Genomic DNA, 16,759 nt, shown 5'->3' with positions numbered 1-16,759 from the left:
AACCTGAACGTTGCGTTGAAATATGTTAAAAGTTGAATTAAAATAGGGTTTTTCATCAATTTTATGATATTTTTATAAATTCTATTTTTGGAAATTTTAAATCAACATTTTTTGATCGATTATTTCTGATCGTAATCACCTAAAAACTTAATTATTATCTTATGAAAAAAGTTCTTTACTTACTTATCATTTTTGCTGTAAATGTTTCCTTTGCTCAGGACTATAGCACCGTGATAAAATCGTACCTTCAACAAAACCGAACGCAGTATTCGCTTCAACAGCAGGATATTTCGGACATTTCTATTGCTTCTCAGGCTTACTCAAAAAGCTTGAAAGTTCAAAATGTTTATGTTGAACAGCGCCACCAAGGCATTAAATTATTCAATTCTGTTTCTCCATTCGTTATTAAAGATGGGGCAGTAATAAGCGCTAAGCTTTCTTTTACTGAAAATGCCGCTGCAAAAGTAAACGGCACAACACCATCTATTTCTGCAGTAGGTGCAATATCAAAAGCTGCTAACTGGCTAGGCCTGGAAAACCCTTCAAATCTTAATTTGGTGGAAACAGTTTCAGATAATAGCTACATTTTTTCCAATGGCAATATTTCTCTGGATAACATTCCAGTAGAACTTGTTTATCAAAAAATGGATGAAACAGGTGCTTTAAAACTTGCTTGGGATTTGAGTATCTATTTATTAGATGCTTCACATTATTACAGTGTTCGTATTGACGCTCTTACTGGCGAATTATTGGATACTAATGATTGGGTAGTGAGCTGTAACTTTGAGGGGGCACATACCCACACCAATTCAGAAAGTTTACTTTTTTCAAATAACAAAGTAGATAATTCAAGCCGTATGCTTGGCGACGGTTCTTCCTATCGTGTATTTGCTTTGCCTTTGATCGCTCCTAATGATGGAGATGATTCAATAGTTTCTGATCCTTCTGACCCAATTGCTTCTCCATTTGGATGGCATGATTGGGATGGCGTAGCTGGTCCAGATTTTACTGATACAAAAGGAAACAATGTATTGTCAAATGAAGACCGAAATGGTAACAATGGTAACGGTGGAACTGCCGATGGTGGTGCAACACTTACTTTTGATTTTCCTTATAACCTTCCACAGGTTCCCGTTAACTTTTTGGATGGAGCGCTTACTAATTTGTTCTATATGAACAATATGATGCACGATATTCTTTATCATTACGGTTTTGATGAGGCAAGTGGAAACTTCCAAAAAAACAACTATGGCAATCCTGGAAATGGAAATGACTTTGTTGTTGCAGATGCACAAGATGGAAGTGGTATGAACAACGCAAACTTTGGAACACCGCCAGATGGTAGCAATCCAAGAATGCAAATGTATCTTTGGAATGCCCCAGGCAAAGTATTGGGAACTTTCCTTACCGTGAACAACGGTCCCTTGGCTGGAGCTTATTATGCAGCCGATTCCAATTTTGCGCCACCAGTACCAGTTTCTCCTATAACTGCAGATCTTGTAGTGATAGAGGATAACAGTGGCGATCCAAACGATGGTTGTAATACCGTAACTAATGGAGCTGATTTGAATGGTAAAATTGTAGTTATCAGAAGGGGTACCTGTGCTTATAACGTAAAAACTCTTGCTGCTCAAAATGAGGGCGCGGTAGCTGTAATTGTTGTAAATGACGTTCCTGGAGATCCTCTTGCAATGGGAGGAAATGGATCTGGCATCACAATTCCAGCAATTATGGTTTATCAATCAGACGGAAATGCATTAATTGCTTCACTTCTAAATGGAGATACTATCAATGCAACATTAAAAGATGATGGTTCTGGAAACGATCCTTTCCAAAGAGATGGTGATCTTGACAATGTGATAATAGCTCACGAATATGGACACGGTATCTCTAACCGTTTAACTGGAGGTCCTAGTCAAGCTGGCTGTCTTCAAAATGAAGAACAGATGGGTGAAGGCTGGAGTGATTATTTTGGATTAGTACTTACAATGAAGCCAGGCGACACTAGAAATGATTACCGTGGTATTGGTACCTATGCACTAGGTGAAGGAATAGCCGGAAGAGGTTTGAGAACTAAATTTTACAATACAGACTTTGCAGTAAATGATTTTACATATAATAGTATTAAAACTCAAGCAGTTCCTCACGGAGTAGGCTCGGTTTGGGCAACCATGCTATGGGATTTAACTTGGGATTTGATTGACCGTTACGGTTTTGACCCAGATATTAAAAACGGTACTGGAGGTAACAACATTGCACTTCAACTTGTTATGGACGGATTGAAGCTTCAGCCTTGTAGTCCAGGATTTGTGGATGGACGTGATGCTATCCTTGAAGCTGACCAACTTCTTTATGGAGGAGCTAACAGATGCCTTATCTGGCGTGCTTTTGCCAAGAGAGGTCTTGGAGAAAATGCATCTCAGGGAAGTACTAGTAGCAGATCTGATGGAGTTGAGAACTTTGATATTCCAGCAGGATGTGAATTAGGTGTTTCTGATAATGACGCTAATGAAAACAATTTCATAATTTATCCGAACCCTTCAAATGGAGAGCTTAGCATTAAGTCTAGAGTTGATGTTGGAGAAGCTACAATTTCTATTTTTGATATGAATGGTAGAAAAGTGTTCAACCAAACAATTGAACTTCACCAAAACGCAACAATTAATGCATCTGGCCTTACTTCAGGTATTTACTTGATGCAGATTGAAGGTGCGGCACGTTCACAAACAACTAAATTGATAATCAACTAAGATTTCATATAGTTTTTAAAAATTAAAAGAGGCTCGCAAGGGCCTCTTTTTTTATAAATACCTTTGAAGGGTTTGTTTTATTTTTTCCGAAGAGATACCCGCGATTTCCTGTAATTCTGAAATAGTTCCCTGATCTGGGAAAATATCAGGAATACCTAAAATTTCAATTGAATTCTTATACCCGTTTGAAGCGGCAAAGGCAACAACTGAAGTTCCCAGACCACCAATAATAGTTCCGTCCTCAATCGTAATAATTGCTTTGTGTTTTTTAAAAACCTGATGCAAAAGTGATTCATCCAAAGGTTTCAAAAACCGCAAATCTATTAAACTAATTTTTTTCTGAAGAGAAAAGTGGAGCGCTTCAATAGCTTCAACAGTATTATCTGCAACAGTTCCAATTGTTAAAACAGCAATTTCTTCACCTTTTTTTATAATTTCTGCTTTTCCTATTTCAATATTTTTAAAAGGCTTTTGCCAATCCAAAATTTTCCCTCTACCGCGCGGATAACGGATGAATATTGGCAAATCCAATCCTTGTTGTGCCGTAAACATTATATTGCGGAGCTCCGTTTCATTGCGAGGTGCAAAAATGATGAGGTTTGGAATACAGTTTAGATAGGCCAAATCAAAAATTCCGTGATGGGTTGGGCCATCTTCGCCAACAATTCCAGCACGGTCCAAACAAAAAATTACAGGGATTTTTTGCAAACAAACATCGTGTATCACTTGATCATAAGCGCGCTGCAAAAAAGTGGAATAAATATTACAGAAAACGGAAAATCCTTGAGTAACCATTCCCGCAGCAAAAGTAACGGCATGCTGTTCTGCGATGCCAACATCAAAAGCCCTTTCGGGGAAGGCATCCATCATAAATTTTAAGGAGCTTCCCGTAGGCATTGCCGGCGTAATGCCTATTATTTTTTTATTTTGCGAAGCTAGCTCAACTAAGGTTTTTCCAAATACGTCTTGAAATTTTGGTGACTGTAATTCGGTGCTTTTTGGAGCCAAATCTCCAGTAAGCGCATCAAATTTTCCAGGAGCGTGATATGTAACTTGGTTTTCTTCGGCTTGCCGCAATCCTTTTCCTTTTGTTGTAATTAAATGAAGCACCTTTGGCCCCGGAACATTTTTTAAACGTTCCAATTCAGAAATAATAAGATCTAAATTATGCCCGTCAATAGGCCCCGAATAATTGAAGTTTAATGCTTCAAAAATATTGTCCGCTTCCTTTGCGCCGTCAAGCTTCACTTTGGTGAAATAATTTTTCAATGCCCCTACACTTGGGTCAATGCCAATAGCATTATCATTCAGAATAATCAGAAGATTTGTATTGGTAACTCCAGCATGGTTCAAAGCTTCAAAAGCCATTCCGCTGGCGATAGAGGCATCACCAACCACGGCGATATGCTGCTTGTCAATTTCGCCTTTTAATTTTGAAGCGATTGCCATTCCCAACGCTGCTGAAATAGCGGTACTGCTGTGACCAACACCAAAAGTATCATACTCACTCTCACTTCTTTTTGGAAAGCCGCTGACGCCGCCCAATTGTCTATTTGTGTGAAAAATTTCTTTTCTGCCTGTCAAAATTTTATGGCCGTAGGCTTGATGGCCTACATCCCAAACTAAAATATCATCGGGAGTATTAAAAACGTAGTGTAAAGCTATGGTAAGCTCCACTACCCCAAGGCTAGCGCCAAGATGGCCTTCCTTTGTAGCGACTATATTTATAATAAACTCACGAAGCTCCTGCGCCAATTGCCGCAATTTTTCCTGTGGAATTTTCCGAAGGTCTTTTGGAAATTGGATTGTATTTAAGATATTTTCTGACACGATGTAAAGATACAGCTATTGAAGATTTCTTATTTGGTTTTGGTGAATTTGTGAATCCGTGAATTTGTTAATTCGTAATTTCGCATTTATAAAAAGGAATAAATTTTGAATATAATAAATCCCTACGACGACATTTATTTTATGAAACGAGCCTTTCAAGAGGCCGAGACTGCTTATGAAAAAGGAGAAATACCAATAGGAGCAGTGATTGTGATAAACAACCAAATTATTGCCCGAGCACATAATCTTACCGAAACATTAAACGATGTAACGGCACACGCAGAAATGCAGGCCATTACAGCAGCTGCAAATTATTTAGGCGGTAAATATTTAATTGATTGCACGCTTTACGTAACTATCGAGCCTTGCCAAATGTGTGCGGGTGCTTTAGCTTGGAGCCAAATCTCAAAAATTATTTACGGAGCAAGGGATGAACAACGTGGCTGCATAGCAATGGGCACAAAATTACATCCCAAAACAGTAATGACCGGCGGTGTGATGGCTGAGGAAGCATCACAACTGCTTAAAAGGTTCTTTATCGAGAAAAGAAATTTAAATTAAATAAAAAAGCCTTTCAAATTTGAAAGGCTTTTAGAATCTGTAAAGTATATTTTTTTAGTCGTGGATTACGCGAACTTGAGCCGCAACACGTCCTTTTCTTCCTTCTTCTTCAACATATTCTACTTTGTCACCTTCGTTAAGAGCTTCGCCATTTAAACCGGTTACGTGTACAAAAATGTCTTTTCCAGTTTCATCATTTGTGATAAAACCAAAACCTTTAGATTCGTTAAAAAATTTTACTGTTCCTTCCATTTTTAATAAAAAATAAATTAATAATTAGATACAAATGTATGATAATTATGATTTCAGGTGTTAAAGAAATCAAAATTTTTTAAAATTACTCACTTCTCAAATTTTTTTATCCTTTTGGTAATCCTGCATTTTTTCAATGTTTTCCTTTGTAAGCATATAATCTTTTACACTTCGGTTTTTCCATCTGTGGTAAATAAAAAGCGGCATCAATACAAAAAATCCAGCCATTAAAGTAAGCCCGATAATCAAATTTCCGGTTGCTTCATCTTCAGGTTTTATGTAGAACCCGACGCCCAAGCTTATGAGTACTGCAATGAATAATATTGTTAGTATGTATTTCATTTGTTTAAATTATTTCCCTGAAAAATCAATCAATTTTCTTCGATATGCCGTGAGCAGTTTTGATTTTGAAACGAAACCGTAATACTCTCCATCTTTTATTACCGGAAGATTCCAAGCGCCCGTATCTTGAAATTTTTTCATCACATCGGTCATTTTGTCCTCGTTTAGATAAATCAATCCAGGGGGGCTGTGCATTAGTTCGCTGGCTTTTACTTCTTCGTATAAATTTTGGTCGAACATGACGGGCCGCAAATCGTCCAAAAGGATGATGCCTTCCAAAGCATTTGTCTTTTTGTTCAGCACGGGAAAAAGGTTTCTTTTAGATTTCACGACGGCTTCGTGAACCATTTCCCCCAGATTCATTTCAGGATAGATGGGGATAAAATCGCTTTCAATTACTGTAGTAATATCCATTAAAGTCAATACAGCGTGATCTTTGTTGTGTGTAATAAGGTCGCCTTTTCGGCCCAATTCCATAGTATAAACCGAGTGAGGTATAAAATATTTTGTAAGCGAATAGGAGATGGCTGCGGTAATCATTAAGGGAATAAAAAGCTCATACCCTCCCGTTAATTCTGCAATTAGGAAAATGGCGGTTAAAGGTGCGTGAAGCACACCAGCCATTAGTCCCGTCATCCCGACCAAGGTGAAATTACTTTCTGAAACTGGGCTGTTCAGCAATCCAAGGTTGTTCAAGATTTTTGCGAAGCAGTTGCCCATAATACTTCCCATAAAAAGAGTTGGCGCGAAGATTCCACCTACACCGCCTGCGCCAAAAGTTAGGGCGCTGGCTATAATTTTAAAAACCACCAATCCCGCAAGCAGCATGATAACCACCCAAATACTGGAAAGGTCCAAGTTGAAAAAATTATTTTCCAAAGCGGCATTGGGATTGCCTTGTACCAAATTGTTAATTACATCAAAACCTTCCCCATATAAGGGAGGGATGAAATAAACTATAATCCCCAAACCAACTCCACCAATCAACAAACGTTTAATTGGGCTTGCAATTTTCTCAAAGAAATCTTGAATATTGGAGTACATTTTTGTGTAATAGATGGAAACCATAGACGCCACCAAACCCAATAAAATATAGAATGGAATGTCGTTTATCACAAATTTATCTGTGATTTTGAAGGGGAGTAAAATATCTGTTCCCAAAAAGAAATAGGAAGTAGTAATTGCAGAGATAGAAGCCAGCAGCAAAGGAACCATTGAAGCCAATGTAAGGTCTAAACTGAAAACTTCCACCGCAAAAATAATTGCGGCGATTGGCGCTTTAAATATTGCTGACATTGCCCCAGCTCCCGCACAACCAATCAATAAAGTGCGTGTGGCCTGGTTCATATGGAAAAGCCTGGAAAGATTGGAACTCAATGCGGCGCCGGTTGCTACGGTTGGCCCCTCCAAACCCACGGAACCCCCAAAACCTACGGTAATGGGAGCGGTGATTAAACTGCCGAACATTTGAAAGGGACGCATAAAACCTTTCCGTTTTGAAATAGCGTAGAGCGTTGAAGGAATTCCATGGCTAACCTTGTTACGAATTAAATAACGCATGGTTAAATATGCCAGAGTAAGACCGATAAGCGGAAAAATGAAATAGAAGGCGGTTTGATAATCGGCGATAAGCTTCCCTTCTAAAAGATGTTGAATTAAATGGGTAAAGTTTTTTAGAATTACAGCCCCCATTCCTGCCAAAAGTCCGACCATTATACTCAAAAACAGCACAAACTGTTTGTGGGAGATATATTTTATTCTCCAAATAAGAAAGCGGGTAAGTAAAGTTCTTTTTTGTGTTGGCATCTTTAAAGCTATCAAAAAATCCTGCAAGTGCAGGATTTTTTCTTAAGATTTTATTTCAACTTTTAGATGAAGTTCTTCCAATTGCTTCGAATCAATTGGCGCTGGTGCATCTATCATCACGTCGCGGCCTGCATTGTTTTTTGGGAAAGCAATAAAGTCGCGGATAGTTTCCTGTCCGCCCAAAATGGCAACCAATCTGTCCAAACCAAAAGCAATTCCGCCGTGCGGTGGTGCTCCGTATTGGAACGCATCCATCAAAAAGCCAAACTGTGCTTTTGCTTCTTCAGGTGTGAAACCTAAATAATCAAACATCAAGGCCTGTGTTTTTTTATCGTGGATACGTATTGAGCCACCGCCGATTTCATTTCCATTCAAAACTAAATCGTAGGCGTTTGCTTTTACTTCGCCGGGGTTTGTGGCTAAAAGTTCAAGCTGTCCAGGTTTTGGGGAAGTGAAGGGGTGGTGCATTGCGTGGTAACGGTTTGTTTCCTCATCCCATTCCAAAAGTGGGAAATCCACAACCCAAAGTGGTGCGAATTCGTTATTTTTCCTTAAACCAAGTTGTTCTGCTAAATGCATACGCAAAGCGCTCAACTGTGTTCTTGCTTTATTTTTTGCTCCGGAAAGTACGCAGATTAAGTCACCCGCTTTTGCGCCGGTAGCCTCTGCCCATTTTGCCAAATCTTCTTCGGTATAAAATTTATCTACGGAAGATTTATAGGATCCGTCCTCGTTGCAGCGAACGTAAACCATTCCCAAAGCGCCAATTTGTGGACGCTTTAGCCAATCTATTAAATTGTCTATTTCTTTTCGTGTGAAATTGTTTCCGCCCGGAACTGCAATACCAACTACCAATTCAGCTTGGTTGAAAACACCGAAATCTTTGTGTTGGGCAACGGTATTCAATTCGCCAAACTCCATCCCAAAACGTATGTCCGGTTTGTCGTTTCCGTATTTCGCCATCGCTTCATCATAGGTCATTCTTGGGAATTCGGAAATTTCCACACCATTAATTTCTTTCAGCAAATGTTTGGTCAATCCTTCAAAAGCATTCAAAATATCTTCTTGCTCCACAAAAGCCATTTCGCAGTCAATCTGTGTGAATTCCGGCTGGCGGTCTGCACGTAAATCTTCATCGCGAAAGCATTTTACTATTTGAAAATATTTGTCCATTCCGCCAACCATCAACAATTGCTTGAAAGTTTGGGGAGATTGCGGAAGCGCATAAAACTGCCCTTCGTTCATTCGTGAAGGAACAACAAAATCGCGCGCACCTTCGGGAGTTGATTTTATTAAATAGGGAGTTTCCACTTCAATAAATTCTTCTTTTGAAAGATAATTGCGAACAGCCATTGCAACTTTTGAACGGAAAATAAGGTTTTCACGAACGGGTTTTCTGCGGATGTCGAGATAACGATATTTCATTCGCAAATCTTCGCCGCCATCGGTTTCATCTTCAATGGTGAAAGGTGGCGTTTCGGATTGATTCAAAATAGTTAATTCAGAAACCAAAATTTCCACATCGCCGGTGGGCATATTTGGGTTTTTGGATTCGCGCTCAATAACGGTTCCTTTCACTTGGATTACGAATTCGCGGCCCAATTTTGCAGCTTTTTCAATTACTTCTTTTGAAGTTCTTTCTTCGTCAAAAATAAGTTGGGTAATGCCGTAGCGGTCGCGAAGGTCCACCCAGACCATAAAACCTTTATCACGGGTTTTTTGTACCCATCCCGCGAGGGTTACTTCTTTATTTATATCTGCAGCGCGAAGCTGGCCATTATTATGCGTTCTGTACATTTTCTTCTGAAAAAAATTGAGACGGCAAATTTAATAAGTATTAAATGAATTGAAGTGGTTTTGAAGGGATTATTATAGCTAAGGAAATAAATATCGTATGCAAATAAAAGACTTGCAAGATTTTGGAAACCTTGCAAGTCTTTTATATAATCTCAAATGAGTTCTCGACTGCCCTTCGACTGCGCTTAAGACGGGCTACTCAATGTTACAAAAATTTATTGATTCTCTATTCTCAATTGTTCTTTTGCCTTCAACTTTTTAATCTCCTTCATTCTGCGTTTTTTTCTAAATCTGATCTTGGCGCGGTTTACCAAATAGAACATTACCGGCACCACAATCAGGGTTAGGAAGGTAGCGAAGATCAGACCGAAGATTACCGTCCACGCCAGCGGGCCCCAGAAAATAACGTTGTCACCGCCAATATATATGTTTGGGCTGTAATCTGTAAATAGTCCGAAGAAGTCTATGTTGAAGCCTATTGCCAGCGGAATTAGGCCTAAAACTGTTGTAATGGCAGTTAATAAAACAGGACGCAAACGTGACCTTCCGCCCGCAACTATCAAGTCAAAATACTGACGTTTGGTTAGCATATCGTCATCGTCCATTTCCAGTTCCTGCATTTTTCGGTCTATGAGAATTTGGGTGTAATCTATGAGCACGATGGCATTGTTAACCACAATACCTGCCAATGAAATAATACCCATCATCGTCATAATAATCACGAAATCCATTTGGAAAACTACCAATCCGAGGAATACTCCAGCCAAACTGAGCACCACCGAAGTTAAAATAATCATTGGTTTGGAGAGCGAGTTGAACTGCGCCACCAAAATCAGCAAGATTCCGCCCAAGGCGTAGAACAGCGCCAATAAAAGAAAGCCCATATTGTCTGCCTGTTCTTCTTGTTCGCCCGTAAAGGCAAGGTTTATATCTTTTGGAAGATCGTAATTTTGAAGCTCGGTTTTTAGGTCGTTTACAATTTCGGTAGCGTTGTAGCCTCCAATTACGTTAGAGTAAACGGTGATGGTGCGTTTTAAATCTTTTCTTTTAATAGAACTGAAGGAAGCGGTATTTTTCTTCGTAACCATTGCGGAAATAGGTATTTGCACAATTTTTCCTTGATTGTTTCTGAAAGTAATTGGCTGATTGAAAAGCGCGCTTTCGTCATAACGGGTTTTTTCAGAAAGGCGGACGTTTATTTCGTAATCGTCATCACCTTCTTTATAGGTGGAAGCTTCTTCCCCAAAAATAGCCCGGCGAAGGGTTTGCCCAATCTGCCCCGTGGAAATGCCCAACTGGCCCGCTTTTTCACGGTCCACGGTCACGTCCATTTCGGGTTTGCTTTTGTTAACGTCTATTTTCAATTCCTCAATACCGCTGATGCCCAAACCTTCAATATAGGAACGCAAGTTTTCGGCTTGACGAAGCATTTCTTCATAATCTTCACCAATCAATTCAATGTTAATTGGGTAACCAACCGGAGGGCCGGCAGCATCTTTTTCAACAATAATGGAAGCTCCCGGGAAGCCTTTTACAGATTCGCGCACTTCTTCCAGCACATCGCTACTTTTCATTCCGCGGCGTAATTGGTAGTCGCGCATGGAAAGGGTGATTTTTCCTTTTTGTGGCATTTCATTGCTTTGGCCGCCATCGGTCTGTGGGTTTCCGGCACCTTGACCTACCTGCGAAATGGCAGATTCTACCATATAATTATAGCCATTGTCGTCATATTTTGAAATGGCGTCAAACACACGTTTTTCTACCTGTTTTGTAAGCTCGTTTGTTTTTTCAATATCGGTCCCCTGTGGATATTCTATATAGGTAATAATCTGGTTCGGTTCATTTTCGGGGAAGAAGAGCACATTTGGCTGCGCAATTCCCACTAAAACGAAAGACATAATTAACAGTATAATTGTTCCGAAGAAAAACACGTAGGCTTTTCTTCCGCGCAAAGCATATTTTAGAATTCTTTCGTAAAAATTCTCAAGCTTTTTAAGCGATTTATACTGAAAATAATCAACTGCCCCGGCCAAGATATATTTATAAACCCAAAGCATAATTGCGGAAAGAATGGCCAAGTTTCCAAAACCACGGAATGCGGCAACATCCATCGCAAAGCCTGCAACCAAAAGCAAAATACCTACTCCCAGCAGAATTAAACTCCAGCGGATTAGTTTCTTTTTTGTCATGGACTCTTCTTCAGTTTTCATAAATTCTGAAGTAAGCATGGAGTTAATTATCAGCGCCACAAAAAGCGATGATGAAAGCACCACGGAAAGTGTTATGGGGAAATAAATCATAAACTTACCGATCATTCCCGGCCAAAGCCCAAGCGGGAAAAACGCCGCTAATGTGGTTGCTGTAGAAGCGATAATAGGCCAAGCAATTTCGCCCATCCCTTGTTTTGCAGCTTTTCTAGGCGGCATGCCTTCGCTCATAAGCGTGTACACGTTCTCCACTACCACAATACCATTATCCACAAGCATTCCAAGACCCATCACAAGCCCGAAAAGCACCATAGTGTTTAGCGTAAAGCCCAAGGAAGAAAGGATAAACAGCGACATCAACATGGAAAGCGGAATCGCGAAACCTACGAAAAGTGCGTTTCTGAAACCTAAGAAAAACATCAAAACCAATACAACCAAAATTACTCCGAAGATGATGTTGTTTACCAAGTCGTTCACTTGGTTTTCGGTTTTTATGGATTGGTCATTCGTTAGGCTAATGTGCAAACTTTTTGGAAGATAATTTTCCTGTTCTTCGGCTACAATTTTTTTAATCTGCTCTACGGCCTCGATCATGTTTTTTCCGGCACGTTTTTTTACATCGAGCATCACTACGGGCTCACCGTATTCGCGGGCGTAGGTTGTAGGGTCTTTTTCCTTAAACTTTATCTCAGCAATGTCTTTTAGGAAAATAATGCCGTCATCTTTTTTAACTACAACATTCTCCAGCTCTTTCGGGTCTTCAATTTCACCAGTAATCCGGATGTTTTTTTGAACGCCGTTGGTAATAATATTTCCGCCGGAAATAGTGTTGTTTTCACCTTTCACCGCGTTGATGATATTGTCAAAACTTACCTGCGAGGCGGTCATTTTATAGATGTCAACCGCAACTTCAACTTCCTTTTCCTCGGCGCCACGGATAGTTGCTTCTTTAATCTGCGGAAGCAATTCAATTTTATCTTGAAGATATTCGCCGTATTCCTTCAACTGTTGTACAGGGTAATCTCCCGTAAGGTTGATGTTGAGGATGGGCATTTCTTCGGAAAAATTCAGGTCGAAAACATTCGGCTCTACCTTGGCGCCATTGGTAAGGGTCGGCCAAGTGGTCTCTGCTTTTACCTGGTCCACCTTATCTTTTACGGATTGTTTAGCTACGGGTATTTCAACATTTTCCTCAAATTCAACAATAATAATAGAGTAATCCTGAAGGGTTGTTGAGGTAATTTCCTTTACGCCGGCAACGTCCTTAAATTCCTCTTCAAGTGGTTCTGTGATGAATTTCTCAACATCCTCTGCGGAGTTTCCGGGGTTTACGGAACTCACGTAAATTTTGGTTTCAATAATCTCAGGGAAAGCCTCGCGCGGCATACTGTAATATGAGTAAGCACCCAAAAACAGGATGATAGCCATAATTACATAGACCGTCATTTTATTGTCAATGGCCCAAGACGAAATACTAAATTCTTTATACGGGTTTTTGCTCATGGTGCAAAGGTTTTCTTAGTTTTTGATGGTTACTTTCTGACCGTCGCGAAGGGTTTTTGCACCTTCCTTGATTATGGTATCGCCTTTTTTGAGGCCAGATTTTACCTCGGTGTGGTTTTGGTAGGAAAGCCCGGTTTCAAGCAGAACGCGTTTGGCAATTCCTACGGAATCGTTCACGGGTTGGTAGATATAGGCAATCGTTTCGCCTGCGGCATTTTCCTGCAATACATTTTCTGGAACGGTAATGGCTCCTTCCGCGCTGTAATCGTTCACTTTTACAGTGGCGATAAGGTTTGGTTTTACCAGTCCATCTTTATTTGGAATTTCAACTTGTATTTCAAAACTTCTATTGTTCGGATTTATGTAGTTGCTTACTTGGCGAACGGTTCCGGTGAATTCTTCGTTTATTGAAGCCAATTTCACCTTTACTTGCGTTCCCTTTTTTATGTTTCTAAGATAGGTCTCCGGGATGGAAGCTTTCACATACATATCGCTCAAGTTCACCAAGCGGATGATTGGGGTTTGCCCGGGAACCACCACTTGTCCCGGATCTGAAATAATTTCGTCCACTACACCGCTGAATGGGGCTGTAACTACTGTTTTTCCTAGCTGTGAACGCATTTGCTGGGTAGCATTTTTGGCAGCTTCATAATTAGTTTTGGCTTGCAAATACTGTATTTCGGAACCAATTTTTTGTTCCCACAAACGCTCTTGACGCTCAAAAGTGGTTTTGGCCAATGCTAACTGAGCTTCCTGTTGTGCAACTTGGCTGGACATTCCGCCATCGTCTATTTTCGCAAGACGCTGTCCTTTGGAAACGCGTTGGCCTTCCTTTACATACACATTGGTAAGTACACCGGAATATTCCGCATTTAAAACTACATTTTGATCCGTCTCCACATTACCTTGCACTTCAACATAATGTTTAAAAAGGGTGTCTTTAATTACCTCAGCAGTGATTAAAGCTGGTCTTTCTTTCTTTTCGTTTTCGTCTATGTAGGCGTTCAATTTATCGATGTCGGCCTTAAGTTCGCGCTGCTGTTTGTTCAGTTCGGCACGCTTGGCTTTTACCGCCGCCATGTCTTTCGAATCAATAACCGCATCAACAGATTTGTTGTCACCACCGCAGGAAGCGAGGGTGATGATTGTTATTAGTAATAGAAGTGATTTTTTCATTTTTGATTTATTTTTAAAAAGTCGATTAGTTTAGGAGTTGATTAGTTTAGGAGTTGGGGTTAGTTAGGAATTTGTGATTTATATAAACCGTCGAGCATAGCTGTAATTTCGGTTATGTCGTTTCTTAGTTCAAAATATTTTTCCTCGTTTAAAAATTCCAAATCGTTAGAAAGGATACATTGGTTTAATAATTCAAGTGCGGAACTATAGGCAATTTCTGTAAATCGTCCCTTATCCTTGTTAGTATGTCTTCCAGTTCCTTCCGCAATATTAGAGGAAATTGAAACTGCAGCTCTCCTCATTTGACTGGTAAGACCGAACTTTTCTTCGGAAGGAAAATCAGCCGTAGCTTTATATATTTTAATGGAAACTTGTTTTGATCGTTGCCAAACCTGTAGTTTTTCAAAACCGAAAATTTTCATAATCAAATTATTTTAGTCGTCATTCTTTAATTGCGCTCTCAACTCTAAACTCCTCAACTCCTCAACTTTTAATTAGTATTTCCCTTTAATTTCTTCATAATTCATCCGCAACTGCGGAATATTGAGAACTGTTTCAAGGTTTGCTTTTTCATTAATTAGCGTAAGCATGGATTGAAAAAATTGTTGCTGTGCTGAATATAATTGGGTTTGGGCCTGACGTAAATCAAAACTGGTTGAAAGGCCTTCCGTGAATTTCACTTGATTTTTTCCTTCAATACGCTCGGCCAAGGCAAGATTTTTCTTTGAGTTTTCATAATTCTCAATAGCGAATTGATAATTGCTTTGGGCCGTTGTTAAATCAAGTTTTATTTGTTGTTTGGTCTGTTCCAAATCTGTCTCTGCCTGATCCAAAGCTATTTTGGTGCGTTGGCTCGCGGCGCTTCTCATACCGCTACTGAATATGGGAATGTTTAAACTAACCCCCAAAACAGAAGATTGATACCAAACCTGATCACCATTAAAAAAGCTGAAATCATCACTGTTGGCTGAAGTTCCATAATTCACAAAAGCCGAAAGACGGGGTAGAAACTTGCTTTTTTCAAGTCTGTTTTCAAAATAGCGTTGTTCAGTTAGGTTAAAGGCAATTTTATAATCTACGTTTTCTTCAATTTTTAAAGAAGAATCCAAAAGAGAAAGACTTATGTTTTGATTGGCCAATTGGTCCAAATCATCGGTCAAAGTTACTGGCGCTTCCACGTCAATTCCCAAAGCAAGATTGAACATTTGCTTTGCAATGGCTTGGCTTCTGCGGGCATTGTTGAGTTGGGTTTCAATATCCAAAAGAGTGATTTCCAACTGCTCTACACTTTCCTCTTCTGCTAAACCGTTTTCGTAAATTTTTCGGGTTTCGTTGAGATTATCTTCAAGATTGGTTTTGTTTTTTTCAAAAATGTCCACCAATTCCTGCGCCAGCAAAACACTTCCGTAGGCGTTGATTACACCTTTCCGCACTTCCAAACGGGTTTTCTCGTTGGCATTTTCAGAATACCTCAAAAACGCCTTTGCCGCTTTTAAGCCTACAAGATAACTTCCGTCAAAAATTAATTGATTTAGCGTTGCCACAGCATTTGCGCTTTGTTTTGTTCCAAAAGTAACGGGAACAAAAGTGCCCGGTTCGCCACCAGTAATTTCAGCGGGAAGCAAGGTTACAGGCTGTTTTAGGTTGTTGTTGTACGAAATATTTCCATCTATCTGCGGCAGACCCTGCGCAGTGGTTTCCCACTTTTGTTTGATGGCTTTGGCAATATCGCGTTGCGCATTTATGGAGGTGTAATTGCTGTCCAAAGCAAAGGTTACCGCCTCTTCCAAACTGAACGTATAATTTTTCTGCTCCTGCGAAAAACCTAAAGTAGCGCACAATAGAAAACTGAATATTAAAAGTTTTTTAGTCATTGGTTTGGTGTTCTTTAATGAATCTTTTTAGTGTTAAAAAACCTTCCGGTGTTACAATTCCGCGTAAATGATATTCCAAATATTCCTCTGTAATGAATTTGGTTGAAAATTTGTCGAGAGGAAAAAGGTTTTGGTCTTTGGTGCCATGATTACCCAAAAAATAAAGCCTTGCGATGAATTCTATATCCAAATTGCTTCTGTAAAGCCCCAGTTCAATACCCCTTCTAAGATTTGTGCGGGTGCATTCCATCATCTTTTCAAAATGACTTTCTTTTAAACCTTCACTTATTTCTGGATAATATTTTTGAAGTTGGTACTGCGGGGAAGAATTTTTATCCTCAATTTTTCCCATTACGAATTTTTTTATTTCGAATAATTCCTCAATGGGGTTCTGCTCCATGGAACAAATTTCATCAATTCCGGAAGTAATATTTTGAAGTACATTACATGTACATTCCTTGACCAAGGCGGTTTTGTTTTTAAAATGTGTATAAATGGTTTTTTTTGAAATAGCCATTTCATTGGCAATATCATCCATCGTAACGCTTTTAAAACCAAGCTTTAAGAAAAGACCAGTGGCTTTTTGAACAATTTTTTCTTTCATAATTGGGCGCAAAGATATGTCGGGGAAACTTTTAAAACAAAAAAAGTTTCCTAAGTT

Annotated in this window: 12 protein-coding genes; 2 read left to right on the top strand and 10 right to left on the bottom strand. The window is 39.5% G+C overall.

Annotated elements, in window-relative coordinates; all coding sequences use genetic code 11:
* Positions 1-161 precede the first annotated feature (161 nt).
* A complete protein-coding gene (locus tag Q2U82_RS03870; RefSeq protein ID WP_410006402.1) occupies positions 162-2,750 on the top strand; it encodes a T9SS-dependent M36 family metallopeptidase in 2,589 nt (862 codons plus the stop codon).
* 51 nt (positions 2,751-2,801) lie between these two features.
* Here the strand turns inward: Q2U82_RS03870 and Q2U82_RS03865 are convergent, their stop codons facing one another.
* The gene (locus Q2U82_RS03865; RefSeq protein ID WP_410006401.1) at positions 2,802-4,580 is read right to left on the bottom strand and encodes a 1-deoxy-D-xylulose-5-phosphate synthase; all 1,779 of its coding nucleotides are present in this window, start codon (positions 4,578-4,580) and stop codon (positions 2,802-2,804) included.
* 111 nt (positions 4,581-4,691) lie between these two features.
* Here Q2U82_RS03865 and Q2U82_RS03860 point away from each other — a divergent pair, with 111 nt between their 5' ends.
* Entirely contained in the window at positions 4,692-5,141 is a 450-nt protein-coding gene (locus tag Q2U82_RS03860) for a nucleoside deaminase (RefSeq protein ID WP_410007125.1), read from the top strand.
* A 54-nt stretch (positions 5,142-5,195) separates the two neighbouring features.
* Here the strand turns inward: Q2U82_RS03860 and Q2U82_RS03855 are convergent, their stop codons facing one another.
* The 9 genes from Q2U82_RS03855 to Q2U82_RS03815 form a co-directional block, all read right to left on the bottom strand.
* The gene (locus Q2U82_RS03855) at positions 5,196-5,393 is read right to left on the bottom strand and encodes a cold-shock protein (protein ID WP_068761380.1); all 198 of its coding nucleotides are present in this window, start codon (positions 5,391-5,393) and stop codon (positions 5,196-5,198) included.
* 96 nt (positions 5,394-5,489) lie between these two features.
* On the bottom strand, positions 5,490-5,735 hold the full coding sequence (locus Q2U82_RS03850) for a hypothetical protein (RefSeq protein ID WP_410006400.1): 246 nt from the start codon (positions 5,733-5,735) through the stop codon (positions 5,490-5,492).
* A gap of 9 nt (positions 5,736-5,744) precedes the next feature.
* Positions 5,745-7,541, bottom strand: a complete 1,797-nt coding sequence (locus Q2U82_RS03845) for a chloride channel protein (protein ID WP_410006399.1) — start codon at positions 7,539-7,541, stop codon at positions 5,745-5,747.
* 42 nt (positions 7,542-7,583) lie between these two features.
* On the bottom strand, positions 7,584-9,338 hold the full coding sequence (gene aspS, locus Q2U82_RS03840; protein WP_410006398.1) for an aspartate--tRNA ligase: 1,755 nt from the start codon (positions 9,336-9,338) through the stop codon (positions 7,584-7,586).
* Positions 9,339-9,553: 215 nt separating this feature from the next.
* Positions 9,554-13,048 (bottom strand): efflux RND transporter permease subunit, encoded by a 3,495-nt coding sequence (locus Q2U82_RS03835; RefSeq protein WP_410006397.1) that lies wholly within the window; start codon positions 13,046-13,048, stop codon positions 9,554-9,556.
* A gap of 15 nt (positions 13,049-13,063) precedes the next feature.
* Positions 13,064-14,224, bottom strand: a complete 1,161-nt coding sequence (locus Q2U82_RS03830) for an efflux RND transporter periplasmic adaptor subunit (RefSeq protein WP_410006396.1) — start codon at positions 14,222-14,224, stop codon at positions 13,064-13,066.
* Positions 14,225-14,283: 59 nt separating this feature from the next.
* Complete coding sequence (locus tag Q2U82_RS03825) at positions 14,284-14,646, bottom strand: four helix bundle protein (protein WP_207489328.1); 363 nt, start codon at positions 14,644-14,646, stop codon at positions 14,284-14,286.
* A gap of 72 nt (positions 14,647-14,718) precedes the next feature.
* Positions 14,719-16,098 (bottom strand): TolC family protein, encoded by a 1,380-nt coding sequence (locus Q2U82_RS03820; RefSeq protein ID WP_410006395.1) that lies wholly within the window; start codon positions 16,096-16,098, stop codon positions 14,719-14,721.
* On the bottom strand, positions 16,091-16,702 hold the full coding sequence (locus Q2U82_RS03815) for a TetR/AcrR family transcriptional regulator (protein ID WP_410006394.1): 612 nt from the start codon (positions 16,700-16,702) through the stop codon (positions 16,091-16,093). The genes Q2U82_RS03820 and Q2U82_RS03815 overlap by 8 nt, the downstream gene beginning before the upstream one ends.
* Between the last annotated feature and the right edge of the window lie 57 nt (positions 16,703-16,759).

Origin of the sequence: Aequorivita nionensis (assembly GCF_046352995.1) — a bacterium.
Classification (GTDB): domain Bacteria; phylum Bacteroidota; class Bacteroidia; order Flavobacteriales; family Flavobacteriaceae; genus Aequorivita; species Aequorivita nionensis.
Note: the sequence above shows the minus strand (reverse complement) of the source record. Positions and strands in the feature narration are given on the sequence as shown.

Coding starts and splice junctions, on each gene's coding strand:
- Q2U82_RS03815 (WP_410006394.1), bottom strand. CDS start 16,702: ATGAAAGAAAAAATTGTTCAAAAAGCCACTGGTCTTTTCTTAAAGCTT.
- Q2U82_RS03820 (WP_410006395.1), bottom strand. CDS start 16,098: ATGACTAAAAAACTTTTAATATTCAGTTTTCTATTGTGCGCTACTTTA.
- aspS (WP_410006398.1), bottom strand. CDS start 9,338: ATGTACAGAACGCATAATAATGGCCAGCTTCGCGCTGCAGATATAAAT.
- Q2U82_RS03870 (WP_410006402.1), top strand. CDS start 162: ATGAAAAAAGTTCTTTACTTACTTATCATTTTTGCTGTAAATGTTTCC.
- Q2U82_RS03845 (WP_410006399.1), bottom strand. CDS start 7,541: ATGCCAACACAAAAAAGAACTTTACTTACCCGCTTTCTTATTTGGAGA.
- Q2U82_RS03825 (WP_207489328.1), bottom strand. CDS start 14,646: ATGAAAATTTTCGGTTTTGAAAAACTACAGGTTTGGCAACGATCAAAA.
- Q2U82_RS03850 (WP_410006400.1), bottom strand. CDS start 5,735: ATGAAATACATACTAACAATATTATTCATTGCAGTACTCATAAGCTTG.
- Q2U82_RS03830 (WP_410006396.1), bottom strand. CDS start 14,224: ATGAAAAAATCACTTCTATTACTAATAACAATCATCACCCTCGCTTCC.
- Q2U82_RS03835 (WP_410006397.1), bottom strand. CDS start 13,048: ATGAGCAAAAACCCGTATAAAGAATTTAGTATTTCGTCTTGGGCCATT.
- Q2U82_RS03855 (WP_068761380.1), bottom strand. CDS start 5,393: ATGGAAGGAACAGTAAAATTTTTTAACGAATCTAAAGGTTTTGGTTTT.